General features: G+C 61.0%; 24 protein-coding genes. 12 read left to right on the plus strand and 12 right to left on the minus strand.

What is annotated here, in order from left to right:
• Nucleotides 1-2 precede the first annotated feature (2 nt).
• Complete coding sequence (locus I6E56_RS05670; RefSeq protein ID WP_231606473.1) at nt 3-668, plus strand: DUF4166 domain-containing protein; 666 nt, start codon at nt 3-5, stop codon at nt 666-668.
• A gap of 141 nt (nt 669-809) precedes the next feature.
• On the opposite strand, the gene sucD is transcribed toward I6E56_RS05670, so the two are convergent.
• Nucleotides 810-1,697: a succinate--CoA ligase subunit alpha gene (gene sucD / locus I6E56_RS05675; RefSeq protein ID WP_197106391.1), complete on the minus strand. Its 888-nt coding sequence runs from the start codon at nt 1,695-1,697 to the stop codon at nt 810-812.
• A 10-nt stretch (nt 1,698-1,707) separates the two neighbouring features.
• Nucleotides 1,708-2,877, minus strand: a complete 1,170-nt coding sequence (gene sucC, locus I6E56_RS05680; RefSeq protein WP_197109509.1) for an ADP-forming succinate--CoA ligase subunit beta — start codon at nt 2,875-2,877, stop codon at nt 1,708-1,710.
• A 189-nt stretch (nt 2,878-3,066) separates the two neighbouring features.
• Between sucC and I6E56_RS05685 the strand changes: the two genes are divergently transcribed.
• The gene (locus I6E56_RS05685) at nt 3,067-3,840 is read left to right on the plus strand and encodes an oxygenase MpaB family protein (protein ID WP_197136631.1); all 774 of its coding nucleotides are present in this window, start codon (nt 3,067-3,069) and stop codon (nt 3,838-3,840) included.
• Nucleotides 3,841-3,885: 45 nt separating this feature from the next.
• Here the strand turns inward: I6E56_RS05685 and I6E56_RS05690 are convergent, their stop codons facing one another.
• Genes I6E56_RS05690 through I6E56_RS05700 form a run of 3 tightly spaced genes read right to left on the minus strand, consistent with a single transcriptional unit; the run spans nt 3,886 to nt 8,770 of the window.
• Nucleotides 3,886-5,298: an RNB domain-containing ribonuclease gene (locus tag I6E56_RS05690; protein ID WP_197138125.1), complete on the minus strand. Its 1,413-nt coding sequence runs from the start codon at nt 5,296-5,298 to the stop codon at nt 3,886-3,888.
• A 52-nt stretch (nt 5,299-5,350) separates the two neighbouring features.
• Nucleotides 5,351-7,756, minus strand: coding sequence for an ATP-dependent helicase (locus I6E56_RS05695; RefSeq protein ID WP_197136633.1), 2,406 nt, complete (start codon nt 7,754-7,756; stop codon nt 5,351-5,353).
• A 12-nt stretch (nt 7,757-7,768) separates the two neighbouring features.
• Nucleotides 7,769-8,770, minus strand: a complete 1,002-nt coding sequence (locus I6E56_RS05700; RefSeq protein WP_197136635.1) for a glycerophosphodiester phosphodiesterase family protein — start codon at nt 8,768-8,770, stop codon at nt 7,769-7,771.
• Between the two features lie 45 nt (nt 8,771-8,815).
• Between I6E56_RS05700 and I6E56_RS05705 the strand changes: the two genes are divergently transcribed.
• The 3 genes from I6E56_RS05705 to I6E56_RS05715 all read left to right on the plus strand — a co-directional run bounded on the left by I6E56_RS05705 (nt 8,816) and on the right by I6E56_RS05715 (nt 10,518).
• Complete coding sequence (locus I6E56_RS05705; RefSeq protein ID WP_197136637.1) at nt 8,816-9,136, plus strand: DUF4190 domain-containing protein; 321 nt, start codon at nt 8,816-8,818, stop codon at nt 9,134-9,136.
• 88 nt (nt 9,137-9,224) lie between these two features.
• Entirely contained in the window at nt 9,225-9,635 is a 411-nt protein-coding gene (locus I6E56_RS05710) for a hypothetical protein (RefSeq protein ID WP_231606253.1), read from the plus strand.
• Between the two features lie 79 nt (nt 9,636-9,714).
• Complete coding sequence (locus tag I6E56_RS05715) at nt 9,715-10,518, plus strand: Bax inhibitor-1/YccA family protein (protein WP_197136641.1); 804 nt, start codon at nt 9,715-9,717, stop codon at nt 10,516-10,518.
• A gap of 75 nt (nt 10,519-10,593) precedes the next feature.
• Here the strand turns inward: I6E56_RS05715 and guaA are convergent, their stop codons facing one another.
• The 5 genes from guaA to I6E56_RS05740 are packed head-to-tail and all read right to left on the minus strand — an operon-like array spanning nt 10,594 to nt 16,347.
• Entirely contained in the window at nt 10,594-12,189 is a 1,596-nt protein-coding gene (guaA, locus tag I6E56_RS05720; protein ID WP_197136642.1) for a glutamine-hydrolyzing GMP synthase, read from the minus strand.
• Nucleotides 12,186-12,644 carry a DUF3817 domain-containing protein gene (locus tag I6E56_RS05725; protein ID WP_197136644.1) on the minus strand — a complete coding sequence of 153 codons (459 nt, stop codon included), beginning with the start codon at nt 12,642-12,644 and terminating at the stop codon, nt 12,186-12,188. Before I6E56_RS05725 ends, guaA begins: the two co-directional genes overlap by 4 nt.
• Before the next feature lie 4 nt (nt 12,645-12,648).
• Nucleotides 12,649-13,461, minus strand: coding sequence for an SURF1 family cytochrome oxidase biogenesis protein (locus I6E56_RS05730; RefSeq protein ID WP_307842785.1), 813 nt, complete (start codon nt 13,459-13,461; stop codon nt 12,649-12,651).
• A complete protein-coding gene (locus I6E56_RS05735) occupies nt 13,458-15,185 on the minus strand; it encodes a glycerol-3-phosphate dehydrogenase/oxidase (protein ID WP_197136646.1) in 1,728 nt (575 codons plus the stop codon). The genes I6E56_RS05730 and I6E56_RS05735 overlap by 4 nt, the downstream gene beginning before the upstream one ends.
• A 40-nt stretch (nt 15,186-15,225) precedes the next feature.
• Nucleotides 15,226-16,347: a GuaB3 family IMP dehydrogenase-related protein gene (locus tag I6E56_RS05740; protein WP_197123197.1), complete on the minus strand. Its 1,122-nt coding sequence runs from the start codon at nt 16,345-16,347 to the stop codon at nt 15,226-15,228.
• A gap of 136 nt (nt 16,348-16,483) precedes the next feature.
• On the opposite strand from I6E56_RS05740, the gene I6E56_RS05745 reads away from it, so the two are divergent.
• Genes I6E56_RS05745 through I6E56_RS05755 form a run of 3 tightly spaced genes read left to right on the plus strand, consistent with a single transcriptional unit; the run spans nt 16,484 to nt 18,829 of the window.
• Nucleotides 16,484-17,116: a TetR family transcriptional regulator gene (locus tag I6E56_RS05745; protein WP_231606254.1), complete on the plus strand. Its 633-nt coding sequence runs from the start codon at nt 16,484-16,486 to the stop codon at nt 17,114-17,116.
• Nucleotides 17,100-18,014: an ABC transporter ATP-binding protein gene (locus tag I6E56_RS05750; protein WP_197136648.1), complete on the plus strand. Its 915-nt coding sequence runs from the start codon at nt 17,100-17,102 to the stop codon at nt 18,012-18,014. Before I6E56_RS05745 ends, I6E56_RS05750 begins: the two co-directional genes overlap by 17 nt.
• The gene (locus I6E56_RS05755) at nt 18,011-18,829 is read left to right on the plus strand and encodes an ABC transporter permease subunit (RefSeq protein ID WP_197136649.1); all 819 of its coding nucleotides are present in this window, start codon (nt 18,011-18,013) and stop codon (nt 18,827-18,829) included. Before I6E56_RS05750 ends, I6E56_RS05755 begins: the two co-directional genes overlap by 4 nt.
• A 118-nt stretch (nt 18,830-18,947) precedes the next feature.
• Here the strand turns inward: I6E56_RS05755 and guaB are convergent, their stop codons facing one another.
• Nucleotides 18,948-20,450, minus strand: a complete 1,503-nt coding sequence (gene guaB / locus I6E56_RS05760; RefSeq protein WP_197136650.1) for an IMP dehydrogenase — start codon at nt 20,448-20,450, stop codon at nt 18,948-18,950.
• 280 nt (nt 20,451-20,730) lie between these two features.
• Between guaB and I6E56_RS05765 the strand changes: the two genes are divergently transcribed.
• From I6E56_RS05765 to I6E56_RS05780, 4 genes are read left to right on the plus strand one after another with little or no spacing between them, the layout of a single operon-like run.
• Entirely contained in the window at nt 20,731-22,011 is a 1,281-nt protein-coding gene (locus tag I6E56_RS05765; RefSeq protein ID WP_197136651.1) for a branched-chain amino acid ABC transporter permease, read from the plus strand.
• Between the two features lie 9 nt (nt 22,012-22,020).
• Complete coding sequence (locus I6E56_RS05770; protein WP_197136652.1) at nt 22,021-23,001, plus strand: branched-chain amino acid ABC transporter permease; 981 nt, start codon at nt 22,021-22,023, stop codon at nt 22,999-23,001.
• A gap of 19 nt (nt 23,002-23,020) precedes the next feature.
• A complete protein-coding gene (locus I6E56_RS05775; protein ID WP_374059100.1) occupies nt 23,021-23,965 on the plus strand; it encodes an ABC transporter ATP-binding protein in 945 nt (314 codons plus the stop codon).
• Nucleotides 23,962-24,699 carry an ABC transporter ATP-binding protein gene (locus I6E56_RS05780; RefSeq protein ID WP_197106410.1) on the plus strand — a complete coding sequence of 246 codons (738 nt, stop codon included), beginning with the start codon at nt 23,962-23,964 and terminating at the stop codon, nt 24,697-24,699. Before I6E56_RS05775 ends, I6E56_RS05780 begins: the two co-directional genes overlap by 4 nt.
• Before the next feature lie 365 nt (nt 24,700-25,064).
• On the opposite strand, the gene I6E56_RS05785 is transcribed toward I6E56_RS05780, so the two are convergent.
• On the minus strand, nt 25,065-26,336 hold the full coding sequence (locus tag I6E56_RS05785; RefSeq protein WP_197136656.1) for an ABC transporter substrate-binding protein: 1,272 nt from the start codon (nt 26,334-26,336) through the stop codon (nt 25,065-25,067).
• Nucleotides 26,337-26,355 lie beyond the last annotated feature (19 nt).

A 26,355-nucleotide genomic window follows, 5' to 3' on the forward strand; every position in this document is an offset into this window, starting at 1 on the left:
CGATGTTCGCCACCGTGCTCGGCGACGATTTCGCTCGGCTGCATCCGATGCTCCAGAAGCGTTTCGGAGTCGGTCTCGATTCCGGCTACGCCGCAGTGGGCACTGGCGTAATGTCGAGCATCCGACGCGGCCCCTGGTGGACGGTGCCGTTCCTGTGGATCGGGTGGTTTCGCAACATCCTGACGCCAGATATCGGCGACAGTGTTCCCTTTCGCATCGAGAACTATCCCTACCGCGACCCCTTCGGTCGCGAGACGGTGACGTTTGTGCGTGAATACACTGTGCGCCGCAAGCCCACCCGCTTCGACGCGACAATGGTACTCAACACCGCTGGCGATCGCATCGTCGACTATTTGGGCACACATCAACACTTGGCCGTCGATCTCGATCTTGCGGTCACCACGGATGGTTCATTGCAGTTGAGGTCGGATGCCCAACGCTTCTATGAGGGCCCTCTCGCGTTCCGCTTTCCCATGCTCTTTAGCGGCCGCGCTCACCTCACCGAATCCTTCGACGATGAGACCAACGAGTTCGTGATTGCCCTCGAGGTTCGCAACCGCTTCTGGGGGTTCCTCTTCGGTTATTCGGGCCGCTTCACGTGCGAGTTTCCCGAAGCCGTCGATGCACCGCAGCGGCTCAAGCCCGTGAGGCACGAGCTTCGCGAGTAACACGGCTCTGTGTTCCTTCATACCTAGTCATGTCCATCTGAGCCGCCACTGTGACATTGCGACCACAGAAATCTCCCCGTTGAACGACAAGCGCCGCTCGTCACGAAGGCGAGCGGCGCTTGGAGTAGCGAAAAGCGTTTGCTACAGAGTTTCGAGAATTTCGCGCATGAGCTTGGCTGCTTCAGACGGCGTCTTGCCGACCTTCACACCGGCAGCTTCAAGTGCTTCCTTCTTGGCCTGAGCGGTTCCGGCTGAACCAGAAACGATCGCACCGGCGTGACCCATGGTCTTACCCTCGGGAGCCGTGAAGCCAGCGACGTAGCCCACAACAGGCTTCGTGACGTGAGCCTTGATGTAGTCAGCGGCACGCTCTTCAGCGTCTCCACCAATCTCACCGATCATCACGATTGCCTTGGTCTCGGGGTCAGCTTCGAACGCTTCAAGAGCGTCGATGTGCGTCGTGCCGATGATGGGGTCGCCACCGATACCGATTGCGGTCGAGAATCCGAGGTCACGGAGTTCGTACATCATCTGGTACGTAAGCGTTCCCGACTTGGAGACGAGACCGATCGGGCCCTTGCCGGTGATGTTCGCAGGCGTGATGCCGACGAGTGCTTCACCGGGCGTGATGATGCCGGGGCAGTTCGGACCAATGATGCGGGTCTTGTTGCCCTTCTCCTGGGCGTAAGCCCAGAACTCAGCCGAGTCACCGACGGGAACACCCTCGGTGATGATGACGAGCAGTGGCATCTCAGCGTCGATAGCTTCGATAACGGCATCCTTGGTAAAGGCCGGAGGAACAAAAGCGATCGAAACATCCGCCCCCGTCTTCTCCATTGCTTCAGCAACAGTGCCGAACACGGGAAGCTCAACGTCACCGTGAGTCACGGTGGTGCCAGCCTTGCGTGCGTTGACGCCGCCAACGACCTGGGTGCCCGCAGCGAGCATGAGAGCGGTGTGCTTGGTGCCCTCACCGCCGGTGATGCCCTGAACGATGACCTTGGAATCCTTGTTGAGGAAAATTGACATGCTCGGTTCCTTACTTCGCAGCGTTGGCGAGTTCGGCGGCCTTGTCGGCGCCCTCGTCCATAGAGGCGGCTAGCGTCACGAGGGGGTGGTTCGCTTCAGCAAGAATCGCGCGACCCTCCTCAACCTTGTTGCCGTCGAGACGGACAACGAGAGGCTTGTTGGCGGCATCGCCGAGCGCGGCGAGCGCACCCACGATTCCGTGAGCAACAGCGTCACACGCGGTGATTCCACCGAAGACGTTGACGAAAACGCTCTTGACCTGAGGGTCATTGAGAATAACGTCGAGTCCGGCGGCCATGACCTCAGCGGAGGCTCCGCCACCGATGTCGAGGAAGTTGGCGGGCTTCACGTTGCCGTGGTTTTCGCCAGCGTAGGCAACAACATCCAGCGTCGACATGACGAGGCCTGCACCGTTACCGATGACACCGACTTCACCATCGAGCTTGACGTAGTTGAGGTTGTTGGCCTTGGCCTTCGCCTCGAGGGGATCAGCGGCAGCAGCATCTTCGAGCTCTGCATGCTTGGGGTGACGGAACTCAGCGTTCTCGTCGAGCGATACCTTGCCGTCGAGGGCAACAATGTCGCCGTCTTCGGTGATCACGAGAGGGTTGACCTCAACGAGAGTGGCGTCTTCGCCCTTGTAGACGTCGTAGAGCTTCACGAAGACAGGAGCAACCTTGTCGACGAGCTCTGCCGGGAACTTGGCAGCGATCGCAATTTCGGTGGCCTTGGCGAGGTCAATACCCGTGAGCGGGTTGACCTCGATCTTGGCGAGAGCCTCGGGGCGCTCAACAGCAAGCACCTCGATTTCCACTCCACCTTCAACGCTGCACAGCGAGAGGTAGGAGCGGTTTGCTCGGTCGAGCAGCACGGAGAAGTAGAACTCCTGCGCGATGCGAGCACCGGCAGCAATCATTACTCGCTTGACCGTGTGGCCGTTGATGTCGAGACCAAGGATCTGCTCGGCTGCGGCGAAAGCGTCGTCGGCGTTATGAACAACCTTGACACCACCCGCCTTGCCGCGACCGCCGGTCTTGACTTGAGCCTTGACAACGACAGTTCCACCGATTTTCTCGGCTGCTGCTTTGGCTTCTTCTGGGGTGTCGGCAATTAGGCCGGCAAGTACTGGTACGCCATAGGACTCAAATACGTCCCTAGCTTGGTACTCATATAGATCCACGCTGCTCATTCCAATCCGCGCGTAATGGTGAGTGGGGAAGGCGGCGAATCGGTGCCAAATTGGTCGGCTCCATGAGTCGCACGCCAATAGAAAACCTTACCGTGCCTAACGTTGTGGGTTTTCCGATAGCGGGCTGAATGTGGCGAAAGATCAGCAAATCTTGTGGTTCAGCACTCGTAAACTGGCCGTGTGCCCACATCCGCCCCCCTCAGAATTGCGGATGTCTCTGCCGACGTCGCTCTGTTGGCCGGCGGTGGGGCGGCCATCCTGTTGCAAATCGCGCACCTTGCTGTGGGTCAGGCGGTCGCTGAGCACAGTGACTTTGCGCGGCGCCCCTTGGATCGCCTCAACGGCACCCTCACGTATCTCTACGTCACGGTTTATGGCACGTCGGCCGAGGCTGCCGAGGTCGCGCGGCGCGTGGGTGCGGCTCATCGACCGGTGCGGGCCGACAGCTATGACGCCCGTGACCCACAGCTGCAGTTATGGGTCGCCACCACGCTCTACGACACCGCGATGCGGGTGCGCGAGCTGGTTTTCGGGCCGCTACGCGACGTGGATGCCGAAACCTTACTCGCCGACTACGCCGTCATTGCGACCGCGCTGGGCGTTCCGCGCGCGCTGTGGCCGGCCGATCGCGCGGCGTTCGCCGCCTACTGGAACGAGAGCGTGGCTTCGTTGCGCGTCACGGACGCGAGCCACCGAGTTGCCCAGCAGCTGCTGCATCCAACCGGCGGACCGTGGTGGCTGCGCGCGTCGATGCCGCTCGTGCGCGTACTGACCGCAGGGTTGTTGAGCGCCGAACTGCGCGAGGCTTATGCGCTCCCCCACGACCAGAGACGCTTCGATCGGATCATACGGGTCACGCGCGCGGTGTACCCGCACCTGCCGCGGTGGGTGCGCTTCGCGGCGCAGCGCCGGTATCTGGCGTCGTTCCGGCGATCGCTCGCTGGCGGCAACTAGCTAGGCGCAGCCTCGCCTGCGCCTCCAAGCGGACGAACGAGCGAGTTAAGCGAGTTCGAACTCGATCGTTCCTGTCGCAATCTCGGCAGAGACGAGTCGCACGCGCACCGTGTCGCCAGCCGAAACCGTGCCGGAGATGCGAGCCGTGATCACCGGTTCAGCAATCTGGATGACGCCACCCTCGGCGCGCTCCGAAACCACTGTTGCTTCAAACTCGTCGCCCACTCGCGGCCGCAACAGCGCCGCTTCGATCACGTCGACCGAGGCGCGGTCAAACTGCGACGCGAGCTGACTCGTGCGGCCCATGATCTTGGGGAGTTGCGGAAGAGCTTCGCGCACCCATTTCGGCACTTCGCGCCCCGCGACAATCGCTTCACACGCGACAAGCACGAAGCGGTCGACGAGTCGACGCAGCGGCGCTGTTGCGTGAGCGTAAGGCGCTGCAACGGCAGCTTGGATGGTGTCTTCGGGCAGTTCGCCGTCGAAGGGCGTGTAGCCCGCTCCACGAAACAACGAGGTGGCGGCGTGGGTCGCCGCGAGGGCGCGAGGGTCGGAGTGGTCGAGGGTGCGCAGGTACTCGCCATAGTTCTGGTTCTCGGGCCACGGGCATCCAAGGCTCGCCACTTGGCGGCGGAACTGCTCGAGCGTTTCATCATCGGGCGCGGGCATTGTGCGCAGAATGCCGACTTTGCCTTCGAGCATGATGCGAGCGGCTTCCATGCCGGTCATGAGCGAGACGTGCGCGTTGTAGTCCTCGACGGGTAGCGACGCTCGACGCTCGATCACATACTGGCCATCAACGACAGCCACTTCTTCGTCGGGCCGGTTGAGGCTTGCTCCCCCGCGCTGACGTTCCAGCTCGGTGCGCAGGCGCCCAAACTCGGGCAGCAACGAGAGGGATTCGTCCGCGCGGTCGTTGTCGAGCAGCTCTTGCACTTCGACATAGTTGAACTGGCGACGGTTACGCACTTGGGCGCGCACGAGAGTTGTCGTGATGACCTCGCCCGCGGCATCCAAGTCAAAGGTCCAGACAAAAGCGGGTCGCGTCGCACCGGCGAGAAGCGAGGCGGCGTCTTCACTGATGATCGTCGGATGCAGCGGCACCCGGTCGTCGGGACCGTACAAGGTTTGGCCACGCTTGCGGGCCTCAGCATCCACGGCTGAGCCTGGAAGCACGAAGGCGGGCACTTCTGCGATGGCATACATCACGCGCAGTGTTTCGCCGGTGCGTTCGAGGTAGAGCGCCTGGTCGAGATCGGTCGCGCCCTCGGGGTCGATTGTCACGAAAGGAATGGCTGTGAGGTCGAGTTCCGGCGGCTCGAATGCGGCCACTGCGGCGTTGGCTGCTTCCTCGACTTCAGCGCTGAACTCGGTGGGAAGCTTAAGCTCGACCCGCACTGCCGCGAGCGCCTGAGCCAACTCGTCGTCGGTGTCGAGTGGCCGAACGCGCGGCACCACGAGCCGAGGTTCCCAGTGGCGCGGCGTGCCCGACTGCGGTGTTCCTTCAGAATCAAAGTTTCTCAATGGGAGCAATCTTGATCAGCAGGCGCTTGCGCCCCGCGGTGTCGAACTGAACGTCAGCGATGCTCTTAGGGCCAGCGCCCGTGACTTGATTCACGGTTCCGTCACCAAAATCAGTGTGGCGGATGCGGTCGCCCGCCGCCAGAGTGAGGTCACCGTTGTCGCGCACGGTCGCCGTGATGGGGCTAGCCCATTCGGTCTTGGCGCGCGGAGGCGCCGGAGGCAGTCCACCGGATGCCGCTGCCCGGAGCGAACCCGACCACGAGCCGCCGCCACCGCTTCCATCGCGGCGAGCGTTGAGCGCACGGGATTGGGTTCCGCCGCGCGAGTTCGCCATTCCGGGTGATTGCTTCCACTCGATAAGTTCGGTGGGAATCTCTTGCAGGTAACGGCTCGGCATCGCGACGTTGACTTCGCCGAACTGGGCGCGGGTCATGGCCAGCGAGAGAAAGAGTCGTTTGCGGGCACGCGTGATGCCGACATAGAACAGTCGACGTTCCTCGGCTGGGCCGCCCGGCTCGTTGGCCGACATGCGGTGCGGCAGCAGGTCTTCTTCGACTCCGGTGAGAAACACCGAATCGTATTCGAGGCCCTTCGCGGTGTGCAGCGTCATGAGCGAGACGGTTCCGCTCGAGTCATCCAGATCATCAGCCGCCGCCACGAGAGACACCTCGGTGAGGAAGTCGAGCAGGGTGCCATCCGGGTTGTTCTTGCCGAACTCCTTCGTCACCGCCACAAGCTCGTCCACGTTCTCGGCGCGAGCTTCATCTTGTGGATCTTGCGAGGCGCGCAGCGCCGTCAGATACCCCGAGCGCTCCAGCAGCTCCGTCAAGATATCAGCGGGCTTGGAAGTCTCCACCTTCGCCATCACTTCGTCGAGCACCTCAGCCAAACCAACGATCGCTTTCGTAACCTTAGGTCCGAGGCCGAGTTCGGAGGCGTTGCGCATCGCATCGCGCAGGGTCATCCCCCGGTCATTCGCCCACGCTTGCAGTGCAGCCTCCGTCGCCGGACCAATGCCCCGCTTCGGCGTGTTCATGATGCGACGCAGCGCCAGCGGATCCGCCGGGTTAGCAACCGCAATCAGGTAGCCGAACGAATCCTTGATTTCCGCGCGCTCATAGAACTTGGTGCCACCGAGCACGCGGTACGGCAGGGCCGCCCGAATGAAAATCTCTTCCAGCGCACGGGTCTGCGAGTTAGTGCGATAGAAAACCGCCACGTCTTTATAGGCAACGCCCTGATCGTGCAGCTTCTGAATTTCATCCGCCACAAACTGGGCTTCGTCGTGGCCCGAGTAGCCGGTGAAGCCCACGATCTTGTCGCCGGCACCCACAGTCGTGAAGAGCTTCTTGTCTTTGCGATCGAAATTGTGGGAGATGACCGCGTTGGCGGCATCCAAAATCGTCTGGGTCGAGCGGTAGTTTTGCTCAAGCAGAATCACGGTCGAGTTCGGAAAGTCACGCTCGAACTCCACAATGTTGCGGATGTCGGCCCCGCGGAACGCATAAATCGACTGGTCGCTGTCGCCGACCACGGTCAGCGACGCGGCATCCGCCTCGCTGCTGGAGCCGGCAATGAGCACGCCAGGCGAGGTCTCGAACCGCTCAGGAGCCGGCGGCCGCGTCAGCTCGCGGATGAGCGAATACTGCGCGTGGTTGGTGTCCTGATATTCGTCAACAAGGATGTGCTTGAAGCGACGCTGGTAGGTGGCCGCGATCTGCGGGAAGGCCCGGAACAGGTACACGGTCTGCCCGATGAGGTCGTCGAAATCGAAGGCGTTGGCGTCGCTGAGGCCGCGAGTGTAGCGCCGGAAGACCTCAAGGAACTTCTTCTCTGTCGGGTCGCTCATGTTGGCATCCCGCGCGAAACCGTCGACGTCGGTTAGCTCATTCTTGAGCTGCGAAATACGGTTCGCGGCCTTGCTGACTGTGAGGCCGAACATGTCGGCGTCGAGCTCTTTAAGAATCCGCTTGAGCAGAGCTTTGCTGTCGGCCGAGTCATAAATCGTGAAGTTCTTGGAGAACCCAAAGGCTTCAGCTTCGCGGCGCAAAATGCGCACGCAGGCGGAGTGGAACGTGGAGATCCACATTCCCTCAGCAGTGTTACCGACAATGGCACCCACGCGCTCCCGCATTTCAGCGGCAGCCTTGTTGGTGAAGGTGATGGCGAGAATCTGGCTCGGCCAGGCTTCTCCCGAGCGCAAGAGCCCGGCAATGCGCCGCGTCAGAACGCTTGTCTTGCCCGAGCCAGCACCCGCCACGATCAGCAGCGAAGGCCCCCGGTATTCGACAGCCTCCCGTTGACGCGGATTCAGCCCGTCGAGCAGAGGGTCGCTAATGGAATCCCCGTCGTCAGAACGGCCAGGGTCGTGAGGGTCAAGAGCAGTCGTCATGGCCCCTCGACTCTACCCGCGCGCGCTGACGGCGAGGTCGGGTTGGTCAGCGAAGACGCCATCGAGACCGGAATCGATGAGCATCCGAAACTCCGCACGCCAATCTCCGTGTTGCTCGGGCTGCTTGCTCGAACGCAAGTTCTTCGGCAAGAAGCGGTTCTCAGCGCGCAGTGTCCAGCAGAAAACGAGGAGCCCGGCGGCATGGGCGCGCTTAACAAGATCGTTGGTGCCCGTGAGGTTGCCCGCCAGATCTTTCACCATCAGCATCTTCTTATCAACGCTGATTCCGTCGACTTCGCGGGCCAACTGCGCAAGACCGTCATCAGTGAGATGGTCGGCGTAGCTCCGCGCTTTCGCACCGAAGCGCGCAATCAAATCAGACGGCGCCCCACTCGCCTCAAGCAAAAACACCAACTGACCTGGAACCCCACGCTCCCGGATGCGGTGCAGCACGCTCTGCTCGAATGATTCGATGATGAGATTGTCGGCCGTCGCCCACCCGCTCACGTCGCGAGCAAAGAGCTCATCAAGCGGCAGCCCGATCGACGCGAAATAGCTCGCATGCTTGATCTCAGCGACGATCTTCAGCGGGCGACGCTGAGACTCCGGATGCTGGTCCACAATCTCGAGCAGGTCGCTCAAACGAAGAATGGGCGAAACATCGTTGTGGGCAGTGCTGGCCTGCCTCACCTCGGGCAGCCGCTCACGAGCGTGCAATGTGCTCAATTCGGCCCACGTGAAGTCTTCGGTAAACCAGCCTGTCATCGCGGTGCCGTCTATCGTCCTAGACGTGCGCCGGTCAGCAAACTCGGGATGATCGGCCACGTCCGTCGTGCCGGAAATCTCGTTCTCGTGGCGCAACACCAGCACGCCATCGCGGGTTGCCACAATGTCGGGTTCGACAGCATCCGCCCCCAGCGTGAACGCGAGTTCGTAGGCGGCTCGAGTGTGCTCTGGACGGTATCCGCTTGCCCCGCGGTGCCCGATCACAAGCGGGCGAATGGTGGTGCTCATTGGGTCAAGAATATGCGGTACGCGGTCAACCGCTAACATTTAGTTATGCCCGAATGTTCGTCATGCGCTGCAGCAGTGCAACCGGAGTGGAAATTCTGCATTTATTGCGGAGAACCCACGTCTGCTGATGCTGCGCGCCCGGCCCCGCTGGCAGCAAAACGAACCAACCCGCTCGCGATTCTCGCGCTCATCTTGGCTGCGATTGGCGGGCCTCCCGCACTCATCTTTGGCCATCTTGCGCTTCGACAGATCAAAGAGACCGGCGAGCGTGGCAAGGCCATGGCAATCGTTGCCACAGCGCTGGGTTATGTGTGGTTAGTCGTGTGGGCAATTCTGTTGTACTCGCTGCTCACCAATGGTCGCTAAGCCGCCAACGCTGAGACACTTCCGGGAACCAGCCCGGCGCCTTCCTCTGCGATGGGGCAACTACGCTGACCGCTACTACACAGGCTTGGTGCTCATCATCGCGGGCGCAATGCACCTGCAGGGAGCCAACAACTACACGCTCATCATCTTGCTCATCGGCACCACATCGACGGTCGTCGGGTACTCGATCATTCCTGCGAAAGGGTGGCGACGGATGATCGTGGCCCTGCCAGCGGTCACCCAAATCTGGCTCATGCTCACCGGCCCGATGTCGATGTGGACCCTCGTGATCCCGCTGCTGTGCTGGCTGATCGTGCGACACCGACCGCTCATCTCGTATCTCGCGCTTGCCCTCCCGATTGCCAACGGCGTCATCCTGCCGCGGTTCTATCAGGAGTACTCGGCGATGCCTCAGGCCCTCGCCATTTCTTTCGTCGTGCTGGTGGCGGCAGCCTGGCTTGCTCGGCTGATCGCTGTCAGCGCAGCCGCCCGACGCTAAATCGCGGCATTTCTCAGCGAACTCCGGTAGTTTTGGGGGTGCGTCACAAACGTGTGACACCACACCAACCAGAGGAATCATGGCACTCAATAACCCCGCTTTCTCCCGCGATGCTGCATTCAGCTCGCGCGGCGGAATCGCCGTCGCGAACCAGGTCTCCAACCAGCAGCTCAACGACATGTACAACCAGGAGTCGGCTCCCGCCTCCGGTGACGTCATGACCGTTGAAGACACCATTGCCAAGACCGTAGGGGCCTTCGCGCTTCTGCTCGTCGGCGCCGCCATCGGCTGGATTGCCGACATGCCACTGTTGTGGATGGGCGCTGGTCTCGTGGGCTTCGTACTCGCCCTCGTCAACATCTTCAAGAAGCAGCCCTCCGGCGCCCTCGTCCTTGCCTACTCGGCGGTCGAAGGTGTGTTCGTTGGTGGCATCTCGCGTTTCTACGAGAACGCCTATAGCGGAGTCGTCACCCAGGCCGTCATTGCGACGATCGTCGTTGTCGGCGTCACGCTCGCACTCTTCGCGAGCGGCAAGATTCGTGCATCCAAGAAAGCCACCAAGGTCTTCCTCATCGCGATGGTCGGTTACATGGTCTTCGCGCTCGTGAACATGGTCATGATGCTCACCGGAGCGACCGACGACGCCTTCGGCCTCCGCAGCGCGGAAATCCCCATCCTCGGTATTCCGTTCGGTGCCGTTCTCGGTGTGCTCGTCGTCATCATGGCGGCGTACTCGCTCGTGCTCGACTTCGACTTCATCCAGAAGGGTGCCGCCAACGGCGCACCCCGCGCCTTCGGTTGGAAGGGCACCTTCGGCATCATGATCACCGTCGTGTGGCTGTACCTCGAGCTGCTGCGCTTCTTCGCGATCCTTCGCGACTAGCGCCACCGTCTCGCAACGACAAAGCCCCCGTCACTTCGGCATTAGCCGGGTGACGGGGGCTTTGTCGTTAAAGCGCTATTCCCACTCGATGGTTCCTGGCGGCTTCGATGTGACGTCGAGAACGACGCGGTTCACCCCATCCACCTCGTTGGTGATGCGGTTAGAAATCTTGGCGAGCACGTCGTACGGAAGTCGAGTCCAGTCGGCGGTCATCGCGTCTTCCGACGAGACGGGGCGCAACACGATCGGATGACCGTAAGTGCGACCATCGCCCTGCACACCGACCGAGCGCACGTCAGCAAGAAGCACGACGGGGCACTGCCAAATTGTGTCATCCAGACCAGCGGCGGTCAGCTCGGCGCGAGCGATCGCGTCAGCCTTACGCAGCAGCTCAAGACGGTCGTGCGTAACCTCACCAATGATGCGGATGCCGAGGCCTGGGCCAGGGAACGGCTGGCGGCCGACAATGACCTCTGGCAAGCCCAGCTCGCGACCAATCGCGCGCACCTCATCTTTGAACAGGGTGCGCAGCGGCTCGACAAGCTGGAACTGCAAGTCTTCGGGGAGCCCGCCGACGTTGTGGTGGCTCTTGATGTTGGCGGTGCCGGTTCCTCCGCCGCTCTCGACGACATCTGGGTACAGGGTGCCCTGCACGAGGAACTTGACGGTTTCTTCGCCGCCCTGCGCTTCAAGCACGAGAGCTTCGGCCGCATTTTCAAAGCTGCGGATGAACTCGCGGCCGATGATCTTGCGCTTCGTTTCGGGGTCAGTGACTCCGGCGAGAGCATCCATGAACTGATCGACGGCATCGACGGTGACGAGACGCACACCGGTCGAGGCAACGTAATCTTCTTCAACCTGGCGGCGCTCATCCTGACGCAGCAGACCGTGGTCAACAAAGATGCAAACGAGTTGATCGCCGACAGCTTCGTGCACAATCGCAGCGGCGACAGCCGAGTCGACTCCACCCGAGAGACCACAAATGACCTTGGCCGAACCAACCTGCTCGCGAATGCGCGCAACCTGCTCAGCAATAACGTTGCCGCTGTTCCAGTCGGCGGGGATGCCGGCAGCATCGTGCAAGAAGTTCTCGAGCAAGTCTTGACCGTGCGTCGAGTGCTTGACCTCGGGGTGCCACTGCACTCCATACAGACCGCGCTCAACGCTGGAGAACGCGGCGACCGGAGTCGCTTCGCTGCTCGCCAACACGGCAAAACCTTCTGGCGCTTCGGTCACAGCATCGCCGTGGCTCATCCACACCGTCTGTTCCGACGGCTGGTCACCCAAAAGATTTCCGCCACCGCCCTGAACGGTCATGTCGGTAGCGCCGTATTCGCGCAGCCCCGTCTTGGCAACGATGCCGCCGAGCTGACGTGCCATCACCTGAAAGCCGTAGCAAATACCAAAAACAGGAACACCGAGCTTGAGGATGCCGGGGTCGAGGTCGGGCGAGCCAGGCTCGTAGACGCTCGAGGGGCCACCACTCAGCACGATGCCAGCCGGGTTCTTCGCCGCGATCTCTGCTGCGGTGATCGTGTGGGGAACAATCTCGCTATAAACGTTCGCCTCACGCACGCGCCGTGCGATCAGTTGCGCGTATTGGGCGCCGAAGTCGACGACAAGAACGGGGCGTGCATTCGTGTCTGCGGATGTGGCCGTGGAGTCGGTCATGCAGTTGCCTTTGCGGAGTCAGCGCCGGCCGCTTTCGCAGCAGCAGCGGATTCGAGTTGTGCGATCTTCGCCTCAACGAGGCGCGGCACCTGACGTTCGAGGAAGAACGACAGAAAAGGGATGACGCCACCGAGGGCGATGTAAAGGAAGCGCAAGAAGGAGTAGCGCGTCAGGCGCCAGAGGATGAAGTCTGCAGCAACGTAGAAGACGTAGAGCCAACCGTGGACGATGAGGATGATCGTCGACACGTTGATGCCCTGCACGAGTTCTTTCGGTGTGAGCGTCAAGAAAGCGGAGGGACCGTTCAGCTCGATGTCGCCGCCCAGTCCGTAGCGGAACACCATCATGAGGCACAGCACAAGCAGGAAGGTGCCGGTGATGATCGACGACACCTTGTAGAACGAAAGAGTGCGACGAATGCTGGGAATATCTGAAAGCCGAGGACCAAGAGCCATAGCTCTAGTCTACGGCCGTGTCAGTGGTGAGAGCTTCGCGCTCCTCTTCCCAGACATCCCGCACGAGGCGGAACCAGAGGAAAACTGCGAACCCGGCAAACACAACCCATTCCACGGCGTAAAACACGTTGAGCAAGTTGAGGGAAATCTCCGTCGACGGGGGCGGAGCGTCAATCGCGATCAAGCCAGCCGGGGGTTCGAAACTGACGACGTAGCCGCCGTAGGTTCCCGCCGGAACTTCTGCCCAGAGGTTCACGAGTTCGGAAACCGCCAGAGCGCTGCGCTCGCCCTCTTCGAAGTCCGACTGCTGCGGTGACTCGGTCGGCAGCAGCCGTCCGGTCAGCGTCACCGGGCCCGTCATCGTGTCCAAATCTGCGATAGCGGATGCCGCAGCATCCGCCGACTCGGCCCAGCCCAACGCGATGGCGATACTCGCACCACTCGGTTCAACTCCATGAGCGACGACCCAGTAGCCCATGCCTTCGCTGTCGTTGCTGCGGTCGGAGAGGATGACGTAGTCGCCCGCAATCAGCTCTGCCGTGAGCGAGACCGTTTGCCCCGTCGTGAGGTATGACAGCGGCTCTTGAGCAGTAGCCACCGAATCGAGTTCGACTGCTGTTTCGCTTTGCTGCTCGGTGATTTCGCCACCCTCGAGGCTGCGGCTGAGTTGCCACTGGCCAAGCGCCGCGAAGCTGGCGGCGATAGCGAGAGCCAAGACGAGGGCACCGATCCAGCGCGGGCGTCGAGCGATTTCCCACATAGTCGCCGGCTCAGTGTCGGGGACCGACTTACTTAAAGGGGAATTGCTCGTACTCACTCGCTAACGATATCTGGTGCCGCGAGGCGAACCCTGTCAGCCGACTCGTCGTCAGGCTGCTTCTGGCTGGCGCGTTCTGCTTCGACTCGCTCTAGATAACGCTCGACTTCAGTGGCCGTTCGGGCGTCATCCCAGCCAAGCACACTGGCCATGAGCCCCGCCGCGACCGGAGCAGCGGACACTCCGCGGTCCCATGCCTCAATCGATATGCGAGTGCGTCGCGCCAAAACATCGTCGAGATGCAGCGCCCCTTCGGCGCTAGTGGCGTAGACAACCTCTGCCACGATGTAGTCGTCCGCGCCGGGAAGTGCTTCGGCCAGGCTCGGCGTCTCGCGCACGAGCTCGAGCACCTCGGTGGCGAGAACTCCGTAACGGTTGAGCAGGTGCTCGACCCGCGACTTGTGCACCCCGTAAACGCGCGCGAGGGCGGCACGCTTGTTCCACGCGGCTCGGTAGCCCTCTGCTCCGAGTAATGCGACGTCTTCGGTAATACTGGGCGAGATCTTGCCATCGAGCGCGGCGACGGCGGCATCCACGGCATCCTTCGCCATGATGCGATAGGTCGTCCACTTGCCGCCCGCGACGACCACAAGACCGGGAACGCTGTGCGTGACGATGTGCTCACGGCTGAGCTTCGACGTGAGATCTGACTCGCCCGCCAGCAGCGGCCGAAGGCCCGCGTAGACACCCTCGACGTCGTCGCGGGTCAGGGGAACAGCCAGCACTTTGTTGACGTGGGCCAGCAGATAGTCGATATCGGCTGCGGTGGCTGCGGGATGAGCTTTGTCGAGATCCCAATCGGTATCCGTAGTTCCAATGAGCCAATGACGACCCCACGGAATCACAAACAACACGCTCTTCTCGGTGCGCAGCAGCAATCCGAGCTTCGACTGGAAGCGATCACGCGGCACCACAAGGTGCACGCCCTTGGACGCTCGCACCTTGAACTGACCACGAGTGCCGACCATCGACTGAGTGTCGTCGGTCCAGACACCGGTCGCGTTGACAACCTGCTTGGCACGAATCTCGAATTTCTCGCCGGTTTCAAGATCGTGAGCGATCACGCCGACGACTCGCTCGCCAACCTTGACGAAGTCCTCGACTCGAACTCGGTTGGCCACGTGAGCACCGTAATAGCTCGCGGTGCGCGCAAGAGTAGAAACATAGCGAGCATCGTCAACTTGAGCGTCGTAGTAGGTGAGGCCACCGCGGAAGGCATCGCCTCGCAAACTCGGTGCCGCCCGCAGCATCTGACCACGCGTCAAGTGGCGGTGATGAGGCACTCCTGGCGGTCGACCGCCGGTATAACTAAGAAGGTCATAGAGCAACATTCCCGCACCGATATATAGGCGCTCAAAGACCGGCTTGGTTACGGGGTAGAGAAAGCGCACGGGCTTCACGAGATGAGGAGCAAGCCGCTGCAAGAGCAGGCCGCGTTCCTTGAGTGCCTCGCGCACGAGTCGGAAATCGAGCTGTTCCAGATAGCGGATGCCGCCATGCACGAGCTTCGAGGACCGGCTCGATGTGCCCGAAGCCCAGTCTCGCGCCTCAAGCATGCCGACGTTGAGGCCGCGCGTCACGGCATCCAAGGCGCTTCCGGTGCCGACGATGCCGCCACCGATCACCAAGATATCGAGCTCGGTGTCGCGTAAGGCGGCAATCGCAGCCGCACGATTTTCAGCACTCAGCGGTGCTATCGGTTCACTCGATCGGGGCTTGACCATTGTTTTCCTCCAGCGCCTTATGACGTCAGTGTCGGTTTAGTTACAGCGGGTTGTAGGGGGCTACGACCACATCGACCCGTTGGAATTCCTTGAGGTCGGAGTAGCCGGTGGTGGCCATCGAGCGACGCAGCGCACCGATGAGGTTCGACTGGCCGTTGGGGTGTGACGATGGTCCGTTGAGAATCTCGGCGAGTGGCGCGAGTTGGCCGACCTCAACGCGGTTTCCGCGAGGAAGCTCGGAGTGGTGCGCTTCTTGACCCCAGTGGTAACCACCACCGGGCGCTTCGGTGGCGCGAGCGAGAGCGGTGCCCAGCATGACGGCATCCGCACCAACAGAGATTGCTTTGACGATGTCGCCACTGGTGCCTAGGCCACCATCGGCGATCACGTGCACGTAGCGGCCGCCCGACTCGTCCATGTAGTCGCGGCGAGCGCCGGCAACATCGGCAACAGCCGTTGCCATGGGAGCGTGGATGCCGAGGGCAGTGCGCGTGGTGCTGGAGGCTCCGCCCCCGAATCCCACGAGTACGCCAGCGGCGCCGGTGCGCATGAGGTGCAGAGCCGCGGTGTAGGTTGCGGCGCCTCCCACGATCACGGGAACGTCGAGTTCATAGATGAACTCCTTGAGGTTGAGCGGCTCAGTCGTCTTGGAGACGTGCTCGGCACTCACGGTCGTGCCACGGATGACGAACAGGTCGACTCCGGCATCAACCACCGTTTGGTACAGCTCTTGAGTGCGCTGCGGGCTCAGGGCGCCGGCAACGGGCACTCCGGCTTCCCGGATTTCCGCGAGACGCTGCGTGACGAGTTCGGGCTTGATCGGCTCGGCGTACAGCTGTTGCATGCGCGCGGTCGCCTGGTCGGCGGGCAGCGAACGGATTTCTTCGAGAACGGGTTCGGGGTTTTCGTAGCGAGTCCAGAGACCTTCGAGGTCGAGAACACCGAGGCCGCCGAGCTTTCCCATCGCGATCGCGGTCGCCGGCGACACCACGGAGTCCATGGGGGCTGCGATCACGGGGATGTCGAACGTGTAGGCGTCAATCGTCCAGCTCACCGACACATCACGAGGGTCACGCGTACGGCGCGACGGCACGATAGCGATGTCATCAAAGGAGTAGACGCGGCGAGCGCGCTTGGCGCGGCCAATCTCGAAATCATTCACCTGTCAAGACTACCCGGCCAGCGATTGTGAGACACCGTTGCTGCGGGGAGCCGCCCATTTAGTGGAACAGCGGCTGGTAAGCGCACGGTTGACACCTATTGAACAAGCGTTTAGTTTATTAAACATGCGTTCAAGATTGGATGACTCCACCACTAAGGCTCGCATCCGCGACGCCGCGATTCAGCTCATCGGGCAGAACGGGTTTGCCGCGACAAGCGCCCGCGCCGTCGCCACTGAAGCCGGAGTGAGTGCTGGCCTTGTCATCCACCACTTTGGAAGCATGCGGGAGCTCAAGGCCGCGTGTGACGATTTCATCATCACCGAGGTCACCCACCGCAAGGTCGGGATGGGCGAGGGAGACGTGAGCGCGGCAGTGAGCGAGTGGTATGCCGACCTGCCCACCTTCGAGCCCTGGCTTATCTACCTGGGCCGCCTCTTCACCGACGACTCTGTTGCGGGGGCAGACCTGTTCGACCGCCTCGTCGCCATGTCCCACACCATGCTCGCCGAAGGAGTGGCGAGCGGAGCCATCATGCCCAGCGCCGACGAGCACGCCCGCGCCGTGCTCTTCGTTACCCACAGCCTGTCGACCCTCACTCTGCAAAGCCACATCGCCCGCAGTCTCGGCAGCAGCCAACTCAGTCTCGACAGCCTCAGCCGCATGGGCAACGCCGCCCTCGAGCTCTACACCCACGGCATCTACACCCCTTCGACGATTCCCTCCCAGGAAGGACCGGGCTCCGGCCCCACCCATGACTTACGCCATTGAAACTCAGGCGCTCACCAAGCGTTACGGCAAAAACACTGCCCTCGACGGCTTGGATCTCGCCGTGGAAACCGGCAGCGTGTTCGGCATGATCGGTCCAAACGGTGCCGGCAAGACGACCGCGATGCGGCTGCTGCTCGACATCATTCGCCCCACCTCGGGCAGTGCCACCGTGCTCGGCCAGTCCCCCATCACCGGCGGTGCTGCACTGCGCCGTGACATCGGATTCCTGCCGGGCGAACTCCTCCTCGAGGGCCGCGTCACTGGCCGTTCGCTGCTCAAGCACTACGCCGAAATCAGCGGGACTGTAGCGTCCGGCCGCATCGATTCGCTCGCTGAGCGATTAGGGCTCGACCTCACCCGCCACGTGCGCACCCTCTCCAAGGGCAACAAACAAAAGCTCGGCCTCGTGCAGGCGTTCATGCATGAGCCGAAACTGCTGGTGCTCGACGAACCGACGAGCGGTCTCGATCCTCTTGTGCAGCAAGAGTTCCTCTCGATGGTGCGCGAAGCCCAACACAATGGTCAGACAGTGTTCCTCAGCTCTCACGTCTTGAGCGAGATCCAGAACGCTGCCGATCAGGTTGCGGTGCTCCGCAACGGTGCCGTGGTGAAAGTGGGCGATGTTGCCAGCCTGCGCGCGAGCGCCATCCGCCGCGTTGTCATTGACTTCACGGATGCCGCAGCCGACGACATCCGCACCGCCCTGCTTGCCCTGCCGCAACTCGACAACCTCACCGTCGCTGATGGCGAGGTGATTCAGGTCAACGGCACGGTCGAGGGACACATCGACGCCCTCGTCAAGGCGATCGCCCCCTTCCACGTGGTCGACCTGCGGGTTGAAGAGCAAGACCTCGAATCGTCGGTTATCGACCTCTATTCGAATGAGGCAAACAAATGAGTCAGAACATGACCGGGAGCTTTCTGCCCCTCACTCGGCGCAACCTTGCCGACTCGTGGCGAGGACTACTCGGCTGGACGGCCGGCGTCACGGGAGCGATTTTTCTCTATGTGCCGCTGTATTCCTCGTTCTCGGGAGACAACGCTGGCTTCGAGGACATCATTGCTTCGCTGCCGGATGGACTCGCGAGCACTCTTGGCTTCCAAGATCTCGCCAGCGGCGCCGGCTACGTGCAGGCGACGTACCTTGGCCTCATCGGGTTCGTGCTCTTCACGATTGCCGCCACTCTGTGGAGCTCGGCGGCGATCGCGGGCGATGAGGAGTCGGGTTCGCTCGAGCTCACTCTCGCCCATGGGGTTTCCCGTGTGCAGATTATGGCCGAGCGAAGCCTTGGAGTAATCCTGCGCCTGCTGTGGTTGAGCATCGTTTCGGCGCTGCTGATTCTCGCGCTCAACGACTCTTCTGGGATCGACCTTGAGCCTGCCCATGTGATCGGCGGATGCGCGGCACTGTTCGGTGTGGGAGTTCTCGCGGCCAGCTTCGGTCTCGCTGTCGGCGCCATCACCGGCCGTCGCAGTTTTGCCTCTGCGGCAGCAGCCGGAATCTCCCTGCTCGGGTACATTCTCAACTCGCTTGGCAACCAAAGCGCCGATGTCGAATGGCTCCACAACCTCTCGCCGTACTACTGGGCGTTCGGCAACTCTCCGCTGAGCGAGGGCGCCGACTGGGGTGCCCTCGGGCTCATCTTCGGAATTTCTGCCGTCATGCTCGTTCTGGGTGGGTTCGTCTTCAACCGCCGCGACGTGTCCGCCTAGCGGAGCACTCTCGACGCCCTCCCCCACGCGAAAGGCCTGCTGGAAGCAATTGCTCCAGCAGGCCTTCTGCGTATTTAGCCGGCGAATCCGTGGCGCAACGCCCGGGTTCGCTTAGTTTCTAGCGGCGGTAGTTCGGTGCCTCAACGACCATCTGGATGTCGTGGGGGTGCGATTCCTTCAAGCCTGCGGCGGTGATCCGCACAAACTTGCCCTTTTGCTGGAGCTCCTCAATGGTGCGAGCTCCCGTGTAAAACATCGACTGGCGCAGGCCACCGAGCAACTGGTACATGACCGTGGAGACGGGACCGCGATAGGGAACCTGGCCCTCGATGCCCTCGGGGATGAGCTGGTCGTCCGACGGCACGTCAGCCTGGAAGTAGCGGTCTCGGGAGTACGAGGTCTTCTTGCCACGCGTCTGCATGGCGCCGAGCGATCCCATTCCGCGGTAGCTCTTGAACTGCTTGCCGTTGAGGAAGATGAGGTCGCCGGGGCTCTCGTCGGTTCCGGCGAGCAGCGAACCAAGCATCACAGTCTCAGCACCGGCAACGAGTGCCTTGGCGATGTCACCGGAGAACTGCAAGCCACCGTCGGCGATAACCGGGATTCCGGCCTCGCGAGCGGCGAGTGACGCTTCGTACACTGCGGTCACCTGCGGCACTCCGACACCAGCAACGACGCGGGTCGTGCAGATCGAGCCGGGACCAACGCCAACCTTGACCGCATCCACTCCGGCATCGATGAGGGCTTGAGCACCGGCACGTGTTGCAACGTTGCCGCCAATGATGTCGATTCCGTCAAACGAAGAGTCGGCCTTGAGGCGACGAACGATGTCGATGACGCCAGCGGATTCACCGTTGGCGGTGTCGACGACGATGAGGTCAACGCCGGCGTCACGCAAACGTTCGGCGCGCTCCCACGCGTCACCGAAGAATCCGATTGCCGCTCCTACGCGCAGTCGGCCTTCTTCGTCTTTCGTGGCGTTGGGATACTGGTCAGTCTTCTCGAAGTCTTTGACCGTAATGAGTCCGCTGAGCTTGCCTGCGTCGTCTACGAGGGGCAGCTTCTCGATCTTGTGCTTGTTCAAGAGAGCAATTGCGCCCTCGCGGTCGATGCCCACCGGAGCAGTAATGAGAGGAGACGTCGTCATAACGTCGCGCACCAGCACGGAGTCCATATCTTCGGGCTCAATGAATCGCATGTCGCGGTTCGTGATGATGCCCACGAGCGTTCCGTCTTCTTCAATAACGGGCAAACCCGACACACGGAACTGACCGCACAACGCGTCAACTTCCGCAACAGTGGCCTGTTGCGTAGTTGTTACCGGATTGGTAATCATTCCCGATTCGCTGCGCTTGACCTTGTCAACATAAGCCGCTTGATCGTCGATGGAAAGGTTGCGGTGAAGCACTCCCAGACCACCATTGCGGGCCATGGCAATCGCCATCCGGGCCTCGGTGACCGTGTCCATGGCCGACGAGATAAGCGGCGAAGACACGCGGATTCTGCGGGTAAGACGTGAACTGGTGTCAGCATCGCTTGGAATTACGTCGGTGTGACCGGGCAAAAGCATTACGTCGTCATAGGTGAGGCCGACGAAGCCGAAGGGGTCTGGCTGTTCCATGTTAAATCTTCCTTACGGCAGGAGCGCGAAACCGGTGAATTGTGTTAAATCTCCGGCCAATCAATATTAACGGGTTTCCTGCTAGAACATTCCCCCGCATAATGGCTTCACCGCTTTGTACCCGACAAGCATTTGTATGTCGGACCGCAATCGGCCGGTGTCGTCATTGCCGTCGGCACGTCAGAACCCGGTGGGATTCTTGATTCCGGCTGGGTCCCTTCCTGGAGGTCCTGTGAACACAGCGGATTATCGCCGCACGCGACGGAAAAATAGACGAGGAGTGCTTGTAGCACTCATCGTTGCACTTTCTGCCGCCTTCTCTCTGATGGCCATGCCTGCTATGGCCGACGAGGTTAACGTCGACGAATACGACAACAGCATCATCGGTAACGTCAAGCTTGAAAGCGTGGCACTAGAGGGTGTGCTTCTCACCGTCTCTGGCGGCGGCTACGAGGTTGAAGTAGCCACGGATGCTGACGGTCGTTGGAAAGTCGGAGTGCCTGACGGTGACGAATTCACTGTCACTCTCAACGAAGACACTCTGCCCGAGGGCATTGCTGTAATCGACGAGGTAGGCGACGACGACACTCCTAACGTTAAAGAGGCGATGATCGGCCCGAGTGGCTCGACCGTCATGAACTTCTTTATCGGCCGCGGTGAACGCAACGTCACGAGCTTCTTCGACCAGTTCGTTGAACGTATCGTCAACGGCGTGAACTTCGGCCTGATGCTCGGCCTCGCTGCCATCGGCATCTCCCTCGTCTACGGAACTACCGGGCTCTCGAACTTTGCGCACGCAGAAATGGTGACCTTTGGTGCGGTGATGGCGCTCATAGTGTCGGTCGACCTCGGTTGGCCTGTCTGGATTGCGATACCGCTCGCCGTACTCCTCAGTGCCGGCTTCGGGTGGTCACTCGATGCCGCGCTTTGGAAACCGCTGCGCAAGAAGGGCGTCGGTATCGTGCAGCTCATGATCGTCTCAATCGGTCTGTCGCTGGCACTGCGCTACACGTTCCAGTACTTCCGCGGAGGCGGAACCGAGCAGCTGCCCGGCTCAGACTCCCCCGATATCCCGCTCTTCGGATCGGTATCGCTCAGCCAGACCAACATGATCAGCATGGTCATCAGCATCGTCGTGATCGTGATCTTCGCGTGGTGGCTCGTCAAGACCAAGATCGGTAAGGCAACTCGCGCCGTCTCTGACAACCCGTCGTTGGCAGCGGCATCCGGAATCGACGTCGACCAGGTCGTCCGTGTGGTTTGGATCCTCGCTGCAGCCATGGCCGGTCTTGCCGGTGTTCTCTGGGCCTACTTCCGCCCGGGCATCCGTTGGGATATGGGTGCGCAGATTCTGCTGCTCGTCTTCGCCGCAGTCACCCTGGGTGGACTCGGAACAGCATTCGGTGCACTTGTCGGCTCGATCATCGTCGGCGTTCTTGTTGAGACGTCTAGCCTCTTCATCCCATCCGACCTGAAGTATGTGGGCGCGCTCGGCGTGCTCATCATCGTCTTGTTGTTCAGACCACAAGGCATCTTGGGTCGCAAAGAGAGAATAGGTTAGGGGCCGCTCATGGATATTCTGCAAATTCTCTCCAACACCGGGTCATCACTGATTGCACCGGCAACGATCGGGTACGCCCTTGCGGCGCTCGGACTTGCCATGCACTTCGGATTCACCGGCTTGCTCAACATGGGTATGGCCGCCTTCATGGCGATCGGCGCCTATGGCTACGCAATCTCGATCCTCACCTTCGGTTTTCCGTGGTGGGGCGGCATGCTCGTCGGTGTCGGTGGCTCGCTTGTCTTCGCCCTGATCCTCGGTATTCCTACCCTGCGACTGCGCGGTGACTATCTCGCCATCGTGACCATTGCGGCCGCCGAGGTTGTGCGTCTGTTGTTCCTGACCACGACGTTCGACAAGTACACCGGCTCTGCCGATGGACTGAGCGGATACCACGAGAGCTTCCGTGCGTTCAACCCGATTCCCGATGGCACCTACGGCTTCGGCCCGTGGGAGTACAACGCCAACGGTTGGTGGGTTCGTATCTTCGGAATCACGATTCTGGCGCTTGCTGCCTTCATCCTCTGGGCTGTCATGCGCAGCCCGTGGGGCCGAGTGATCAAGGGAATCCGTGAAGACGAGGATGCCGTGCGCGCCCTCGGTAAGAACGTGTTCTCCTACAAGTTGCAGTCGCTCATGCTCGGTGGTGTCTTCGGTGCCATGGGTGGAATCATTTATGCCCTCCCGGCCTCGGTGAACCCCGGTGTGTACGTCACGTCGCTCACGTTTTTCGTCTATACCGCGTTGCTGCTCGGTGGAGCTGCAACGATCTTCGGACCGATTATCGGTTCGGTGATCTTCTGGGGTGTGCAAACCCTCCTGAGCAACCTTCTTCCCGCCATGGTCAACATCGGTCTCTTGCCGTTCATGACCACGACGCAGTCGCAGACAGTGCGTTTCATCCTTGTGGGTGTGGCGCTGATGTTGCTCGTGATCTATCGACCGCAGGGCATCCTCGGCAACAAGAAGGAGCTGACCTTTGTCAAGTAATGACGCATCGGCTGCGCCGGTGCAGCGAGCAAAGACAACCGGGCTCCACAAAGGCGACATCGTTCCTGGTGTTGCCAAGGTCGACCCGATCATCATCGCCGACGGAATTCGTCGAACATTCGGTGGTCTCACCGCGGTGAACGTCGACCACGTTGAGATCCCCCGCAATGCGATTACCGCATTGATTGGTCCGAACGGTGCCGGTAAGACGACGCTGTTCAACCTTCTGACCGGCTTCGACAAGCCTGACGAAGGCAAGTGGACTTTCGATGGGCACTCGCTCGCCGGAATGGGCGCGCACAAAGTGGCCGGCCTCGGCCAGGTGCGCACGTTCCAGCTGACGAAGGCCCTCGGGCTCTTGACGGTTCTTGAGAACATGAAACTCGGTGCCAAGGATCAGATCGGGGAGAACATTTTCCGCGCGATGATCCCCAGCCTCTGGCGCAAGCAAGAAGCCGAGATCGAAGAGCGCGCAATCGTTCTGCTCAAGAAATTCAAACTCGACACCAAGTCGTCTGACTTCGCCGCCAGCCTTTCCGGTGGTCAGCGCAAGCTGCTCGAGATGGCTCGCGCCCTCATGAGCCAGCCGACGCTGGTGATGCTGGATGAGCCCATGGCCGGTGTTAACCCCGCGTTGACTCAGTCGCTGCTCGACCACATCCTCGACCTGAAGGAAGAGGGCATGACGGTGCTGTTTGTCGAGCACGACATGCACATGGTGCGTCACATCGCCGACTGGGTGATCGTGATGGCTGAAGGTCAGGTCGTTGCTGAAGGTCCCCCTGACGAGGTCATGAAGAACCAAGCCGTCATCGATGCGTACCTCGGTTCGCATCAAGATGTCGACCTGGGAATCGTCACGGGCCGCATCGAAGGCGAACTCAACACTGAAGCGATCGAACTCGCCGCGGAGGTCAAACACCTCGACGAGAACATCGCTAACCGCAAGGAGACCGGCAAGTGAACGCAATCCCTACCGAGAATGCGGTCGTCCACGTCAAGGACCTGACCGCAGGGTATCTACCCGGCGTCGACATCCTCAACGACTGCAATTTGGTCGCTAACCCGGGTGAACTGATCGGAATTATTGGTCCTAACGGTGCCGGCAAGTCGACCCTACTCAAGGCAATCTTCGGCCAGGTGCAAGTGCGCGGCGGATCGATCACCCTCAACGGTGACAACATCACCGGGCTCAAAGCAAACAAGCTTGTAGCGCGCGGTGTTGGTTTTGTTCCGCAAAACAACAACGTGTTCCCGAGCCTGACGATCGAAGAGAACCTTCAGATGGGGCTGTACCAAAACCCCAAGATCTACGATGAGCGTCTCGAATTTGTGACCGGCATTTTCGCCGAGTTGAAGTCGCGCCTCAAGCAGCGCGCGGGTTCGCTCTCGGGTGGTGAGCGCCAAATGGTCGCCATGTCTCGAGCACTCATGATGGACCCCCACGTTCTTCTTCTCGACGAGCCGTCCGCTGGACTCTCGCCGGTGAAGCAGGATGAGGCATTCATCCGCGTATCGGAGATCAACAAGGCCGGCGTAACCACGATCATGGTTGAGCAGAACGCACGTCGTTGCCTGCAAATTTGTGACCGCGGCTACGTTCTTGACCAAGGCCACGATGCCTACGAAGGCACCGGGCGCGAGCTACTGAACGACCCCAAGGTTATTGGCCTCTACCTCGGCACCCTCGGCACGTAGCCACCAGCACTCCGCTTCACCTGATGCCCCGCCCGGATTCGTCCGGACGGGGCATCAGTGTTTGTGCGCTCCGAGATGCCTCGCGGCGCACGTTGGAGAGTCCCCGTGTGGCTGATTTGCGTCAGGCGAGCCCCTAAGCCTCTTTCACGGGCCGGAGCGGGTTGATGTCCGCGAGCCCTCCTTCGCTCCCGTACGACGGCTTCTGACGCTGTTTCAGGATTGTTCACGCCAGGTTGGTTTCCCTGAAACCGTTTCAGAGCTATTCAGCACCGCCTGGCGCGCGAAAAAGGCCCCAACCCTTGGAGGGGTTGGGGCCTTTCTCTGAGCTAACTTACGTTCTCAGTGAGAGTGACTCTCGCAGAGATTTAGTAAGCGCTGTAGGTGTTGTCGTCACCGTACTGGTAGACACCGATCGTCGCTTCGGTGGGGTCACCGAGGTCATCGAAGGTGATCGGACCAGAGACGCCGTCATAGTCAGCAGTTCCGCCGCCATTGATGATCTCTGCACAGTCAGCGAAAGTCGTGCACTTTTCGCCGTCGCCCGAACCACCCGATACTTCCTGAAGCTTCGCAGCAATGTCAGCGGAATCCGTGGAACCGGCGGCAAGCGATGCGAGAGCAAGGAGGATTACAGAGTCGAAGGACTCTGCTGCGTAGCTGAACTCTTCGAGTTCAGGCTGACCCGACTCGACGTAGAACTCGTTGAGAGCGGTCGTGAAGTCCGCGATCGTGTCTACGCTGAGGCCGGGGAGGGTTCCCTTAGCACCGGTGAGGGTGCCTTCAGCGAACTCATCACCGAAGTTGGCGAGGTTGCCATCTACAAAGTAGAGGTTCTCTGCCGGGAAGCTGCTGACGATGCTCGGAAGCATGGTCGAAACTTCTTCGAAGGTGATCAGTGCAATGGCGTCAGGGTCCGCAGCAAGAACTTCGGAGATCTGAGCGTCGAACGTGGTGTCACCCGTGTTGTAGGTGGGCTGTGCCACAACTTCGCCACCGGCTGCTTCGAATGCTTCCTGCGTGTAGCCGGCGAGACCGGTTCCGTAGGAGTCATTGAGAACGATCATGCCGAGAGTTTCGTGACCATCGGCAGCGATCAGGTTACCGAGAACCTCACCCTGAAGTACGTCGGACGGAGCCGTACGGAAGTACAGGCCCTTGTCGTCGTACGTGGTGAAGTCAGCCGAGGTGTTTGCTGGCGAGAACTGGATTACGCCAGCGCCAACAACCTGGTCAATGAACTGAAGCGAAACACCCGAGGATGCTGCACCAAGAATTGCAGAAACATCTTCACCGAGCAGGCGAGGGATTTCAGTCTCGTATGCCTTGTTGTCGGTGTCACCGGAGTCGCCCTGAATAAGGTCGACCGTGATGCCAGCATCAGCTGCGTTGATCTCTGACGCTGCGTACTCGGTTCCTGCAATCTCGGGCGGGCCGAGGAATGCGAGGTTACCGGTTACGGGCAGTGCCGTTCCAAGCTTCAGCGACAGTTCGCCACCGTCGGATCCAGTGGAGGTGTCATCACTGTCAGTTGCACAGCCGGCCAATACCAGTGCGCTTGCACCGACGATTGCGAGACCGCTCAACAGGGTCCGCTTGGACCGTGATGGGGAGGCCGTAGCCTTCGCGAATACGCTCATGTTGCTCCTTGCGTTTCGA

It is taken from the genome of Salinibacterium sp. NK8237, from assembly GCF_015864955.1.
Taxonomy (GTDB): domain Bacteria; phylum Actinomycetota; class Actinomycetes; order Actinomycetales; family Microbacteriaceae; genus Rhodoglobus.

Excerpts from the sequence above, each read along its gene's own strand:
- I6E56_RS05700 (WP_197136635.1), bottom strand. The coding sequence starts at position 8,770 with ATGAGCACCACCATTCGCCCGCTTGTGATCGGGCACCGCGGGGCAAGC.
- I6E56_RS05735 (WP_197136646.1), bottom strand. The coding sequence starts at position 15,185 with ATGGTCAAGCCCCGATCGAGTGAACCGATAGCACCGCTGAGTGCTGAA.
- I6E56_RS05670 (WP_231606473.1), top strand. The coding sequence starts at position 3 with ATGTTCGCCACCGTGCTCGGCGACGATTTCGCTCGGCTGCATCCGATG.
- I6E56_RS05750 (WP_197136648.1), top strand. The coding sequence starts at position 17,100 with ATGACTTACGCCATTGAAACTCAGGCGCTCACCAAGCGTTACGGCAAA.
- I6E56_RS05755 (WP_197136649.1), top strand. The coding sequence starts at position 18,011 with ATGAGTCAGAACATGACCGGGAGCTTTCTGCCCCTCACTCGGCGCAAC.
- I6E56_RS05785 (WP_197136656.1), bottom strand. The coding sequence starts at position 26,336 with ATGAGCGTATTCGCGAAGGCTACGGCCTCCCCATCACGGTCCAAGCGG.
- I6E56_RS05725 (WP_197136644.1), bottom strand. The coding sequence starts at position 12,644 with ATGGCTCTTGGTCCTCGGCTTTCAGATATTCCCAGCATTCGTCGCACT.
- I6E56_RS05695 (WP_197136633.1), bottom strand. The coding sequence starts at position 7,756 with ATGACGACTGCTCTTGACCCTCACGACCCTGGCCGTTCTGACGACGGG.
- guaB (WP_197136650.1), bottom strand. The coding sequence starts at position 20,450 with ATGGAACAGCCAGACCCCTTCGGCTTCGTCGGCCTCACCTATGACGAC.
- guaA (WP_197136642.1), bottom strand. The coding sequence starts at position 12,189 with ATGACCGACTCCACGGCCACATCCGCAGACACGAATGCACGCCCCGTT.
- sucD (WP_197106391.1), bottom strand. The coding sequence starts at position 1,697 with ATGTCAATTTTCCTCAACAAGGATTCCAAGGTCATCGTTCAGGGCATC.
- I6E56_RS05770 (WP_197136652.1), top strand. The coding sequence starts at position 22,021 with ATGGATATTCTGCAAATTCTCTCCAACACCGGGTCATCACTGATTGCA.
- I6E56_RS05705 (WP_197136637.1), top strand. The coding sequence starts at position 8,816 with ATGCCCGAATGTTCGTCATGCGCTGCAGCAGTGCAACCGGAGTGGAAA.
- I6E56_RS05715 (WP_197136641.1), top strand. The coding sequence starts at position 9,715 with ATGGCACTCAATAACCCCGCTTTCTCCCGCGATGCTGCATTCAGCTCG.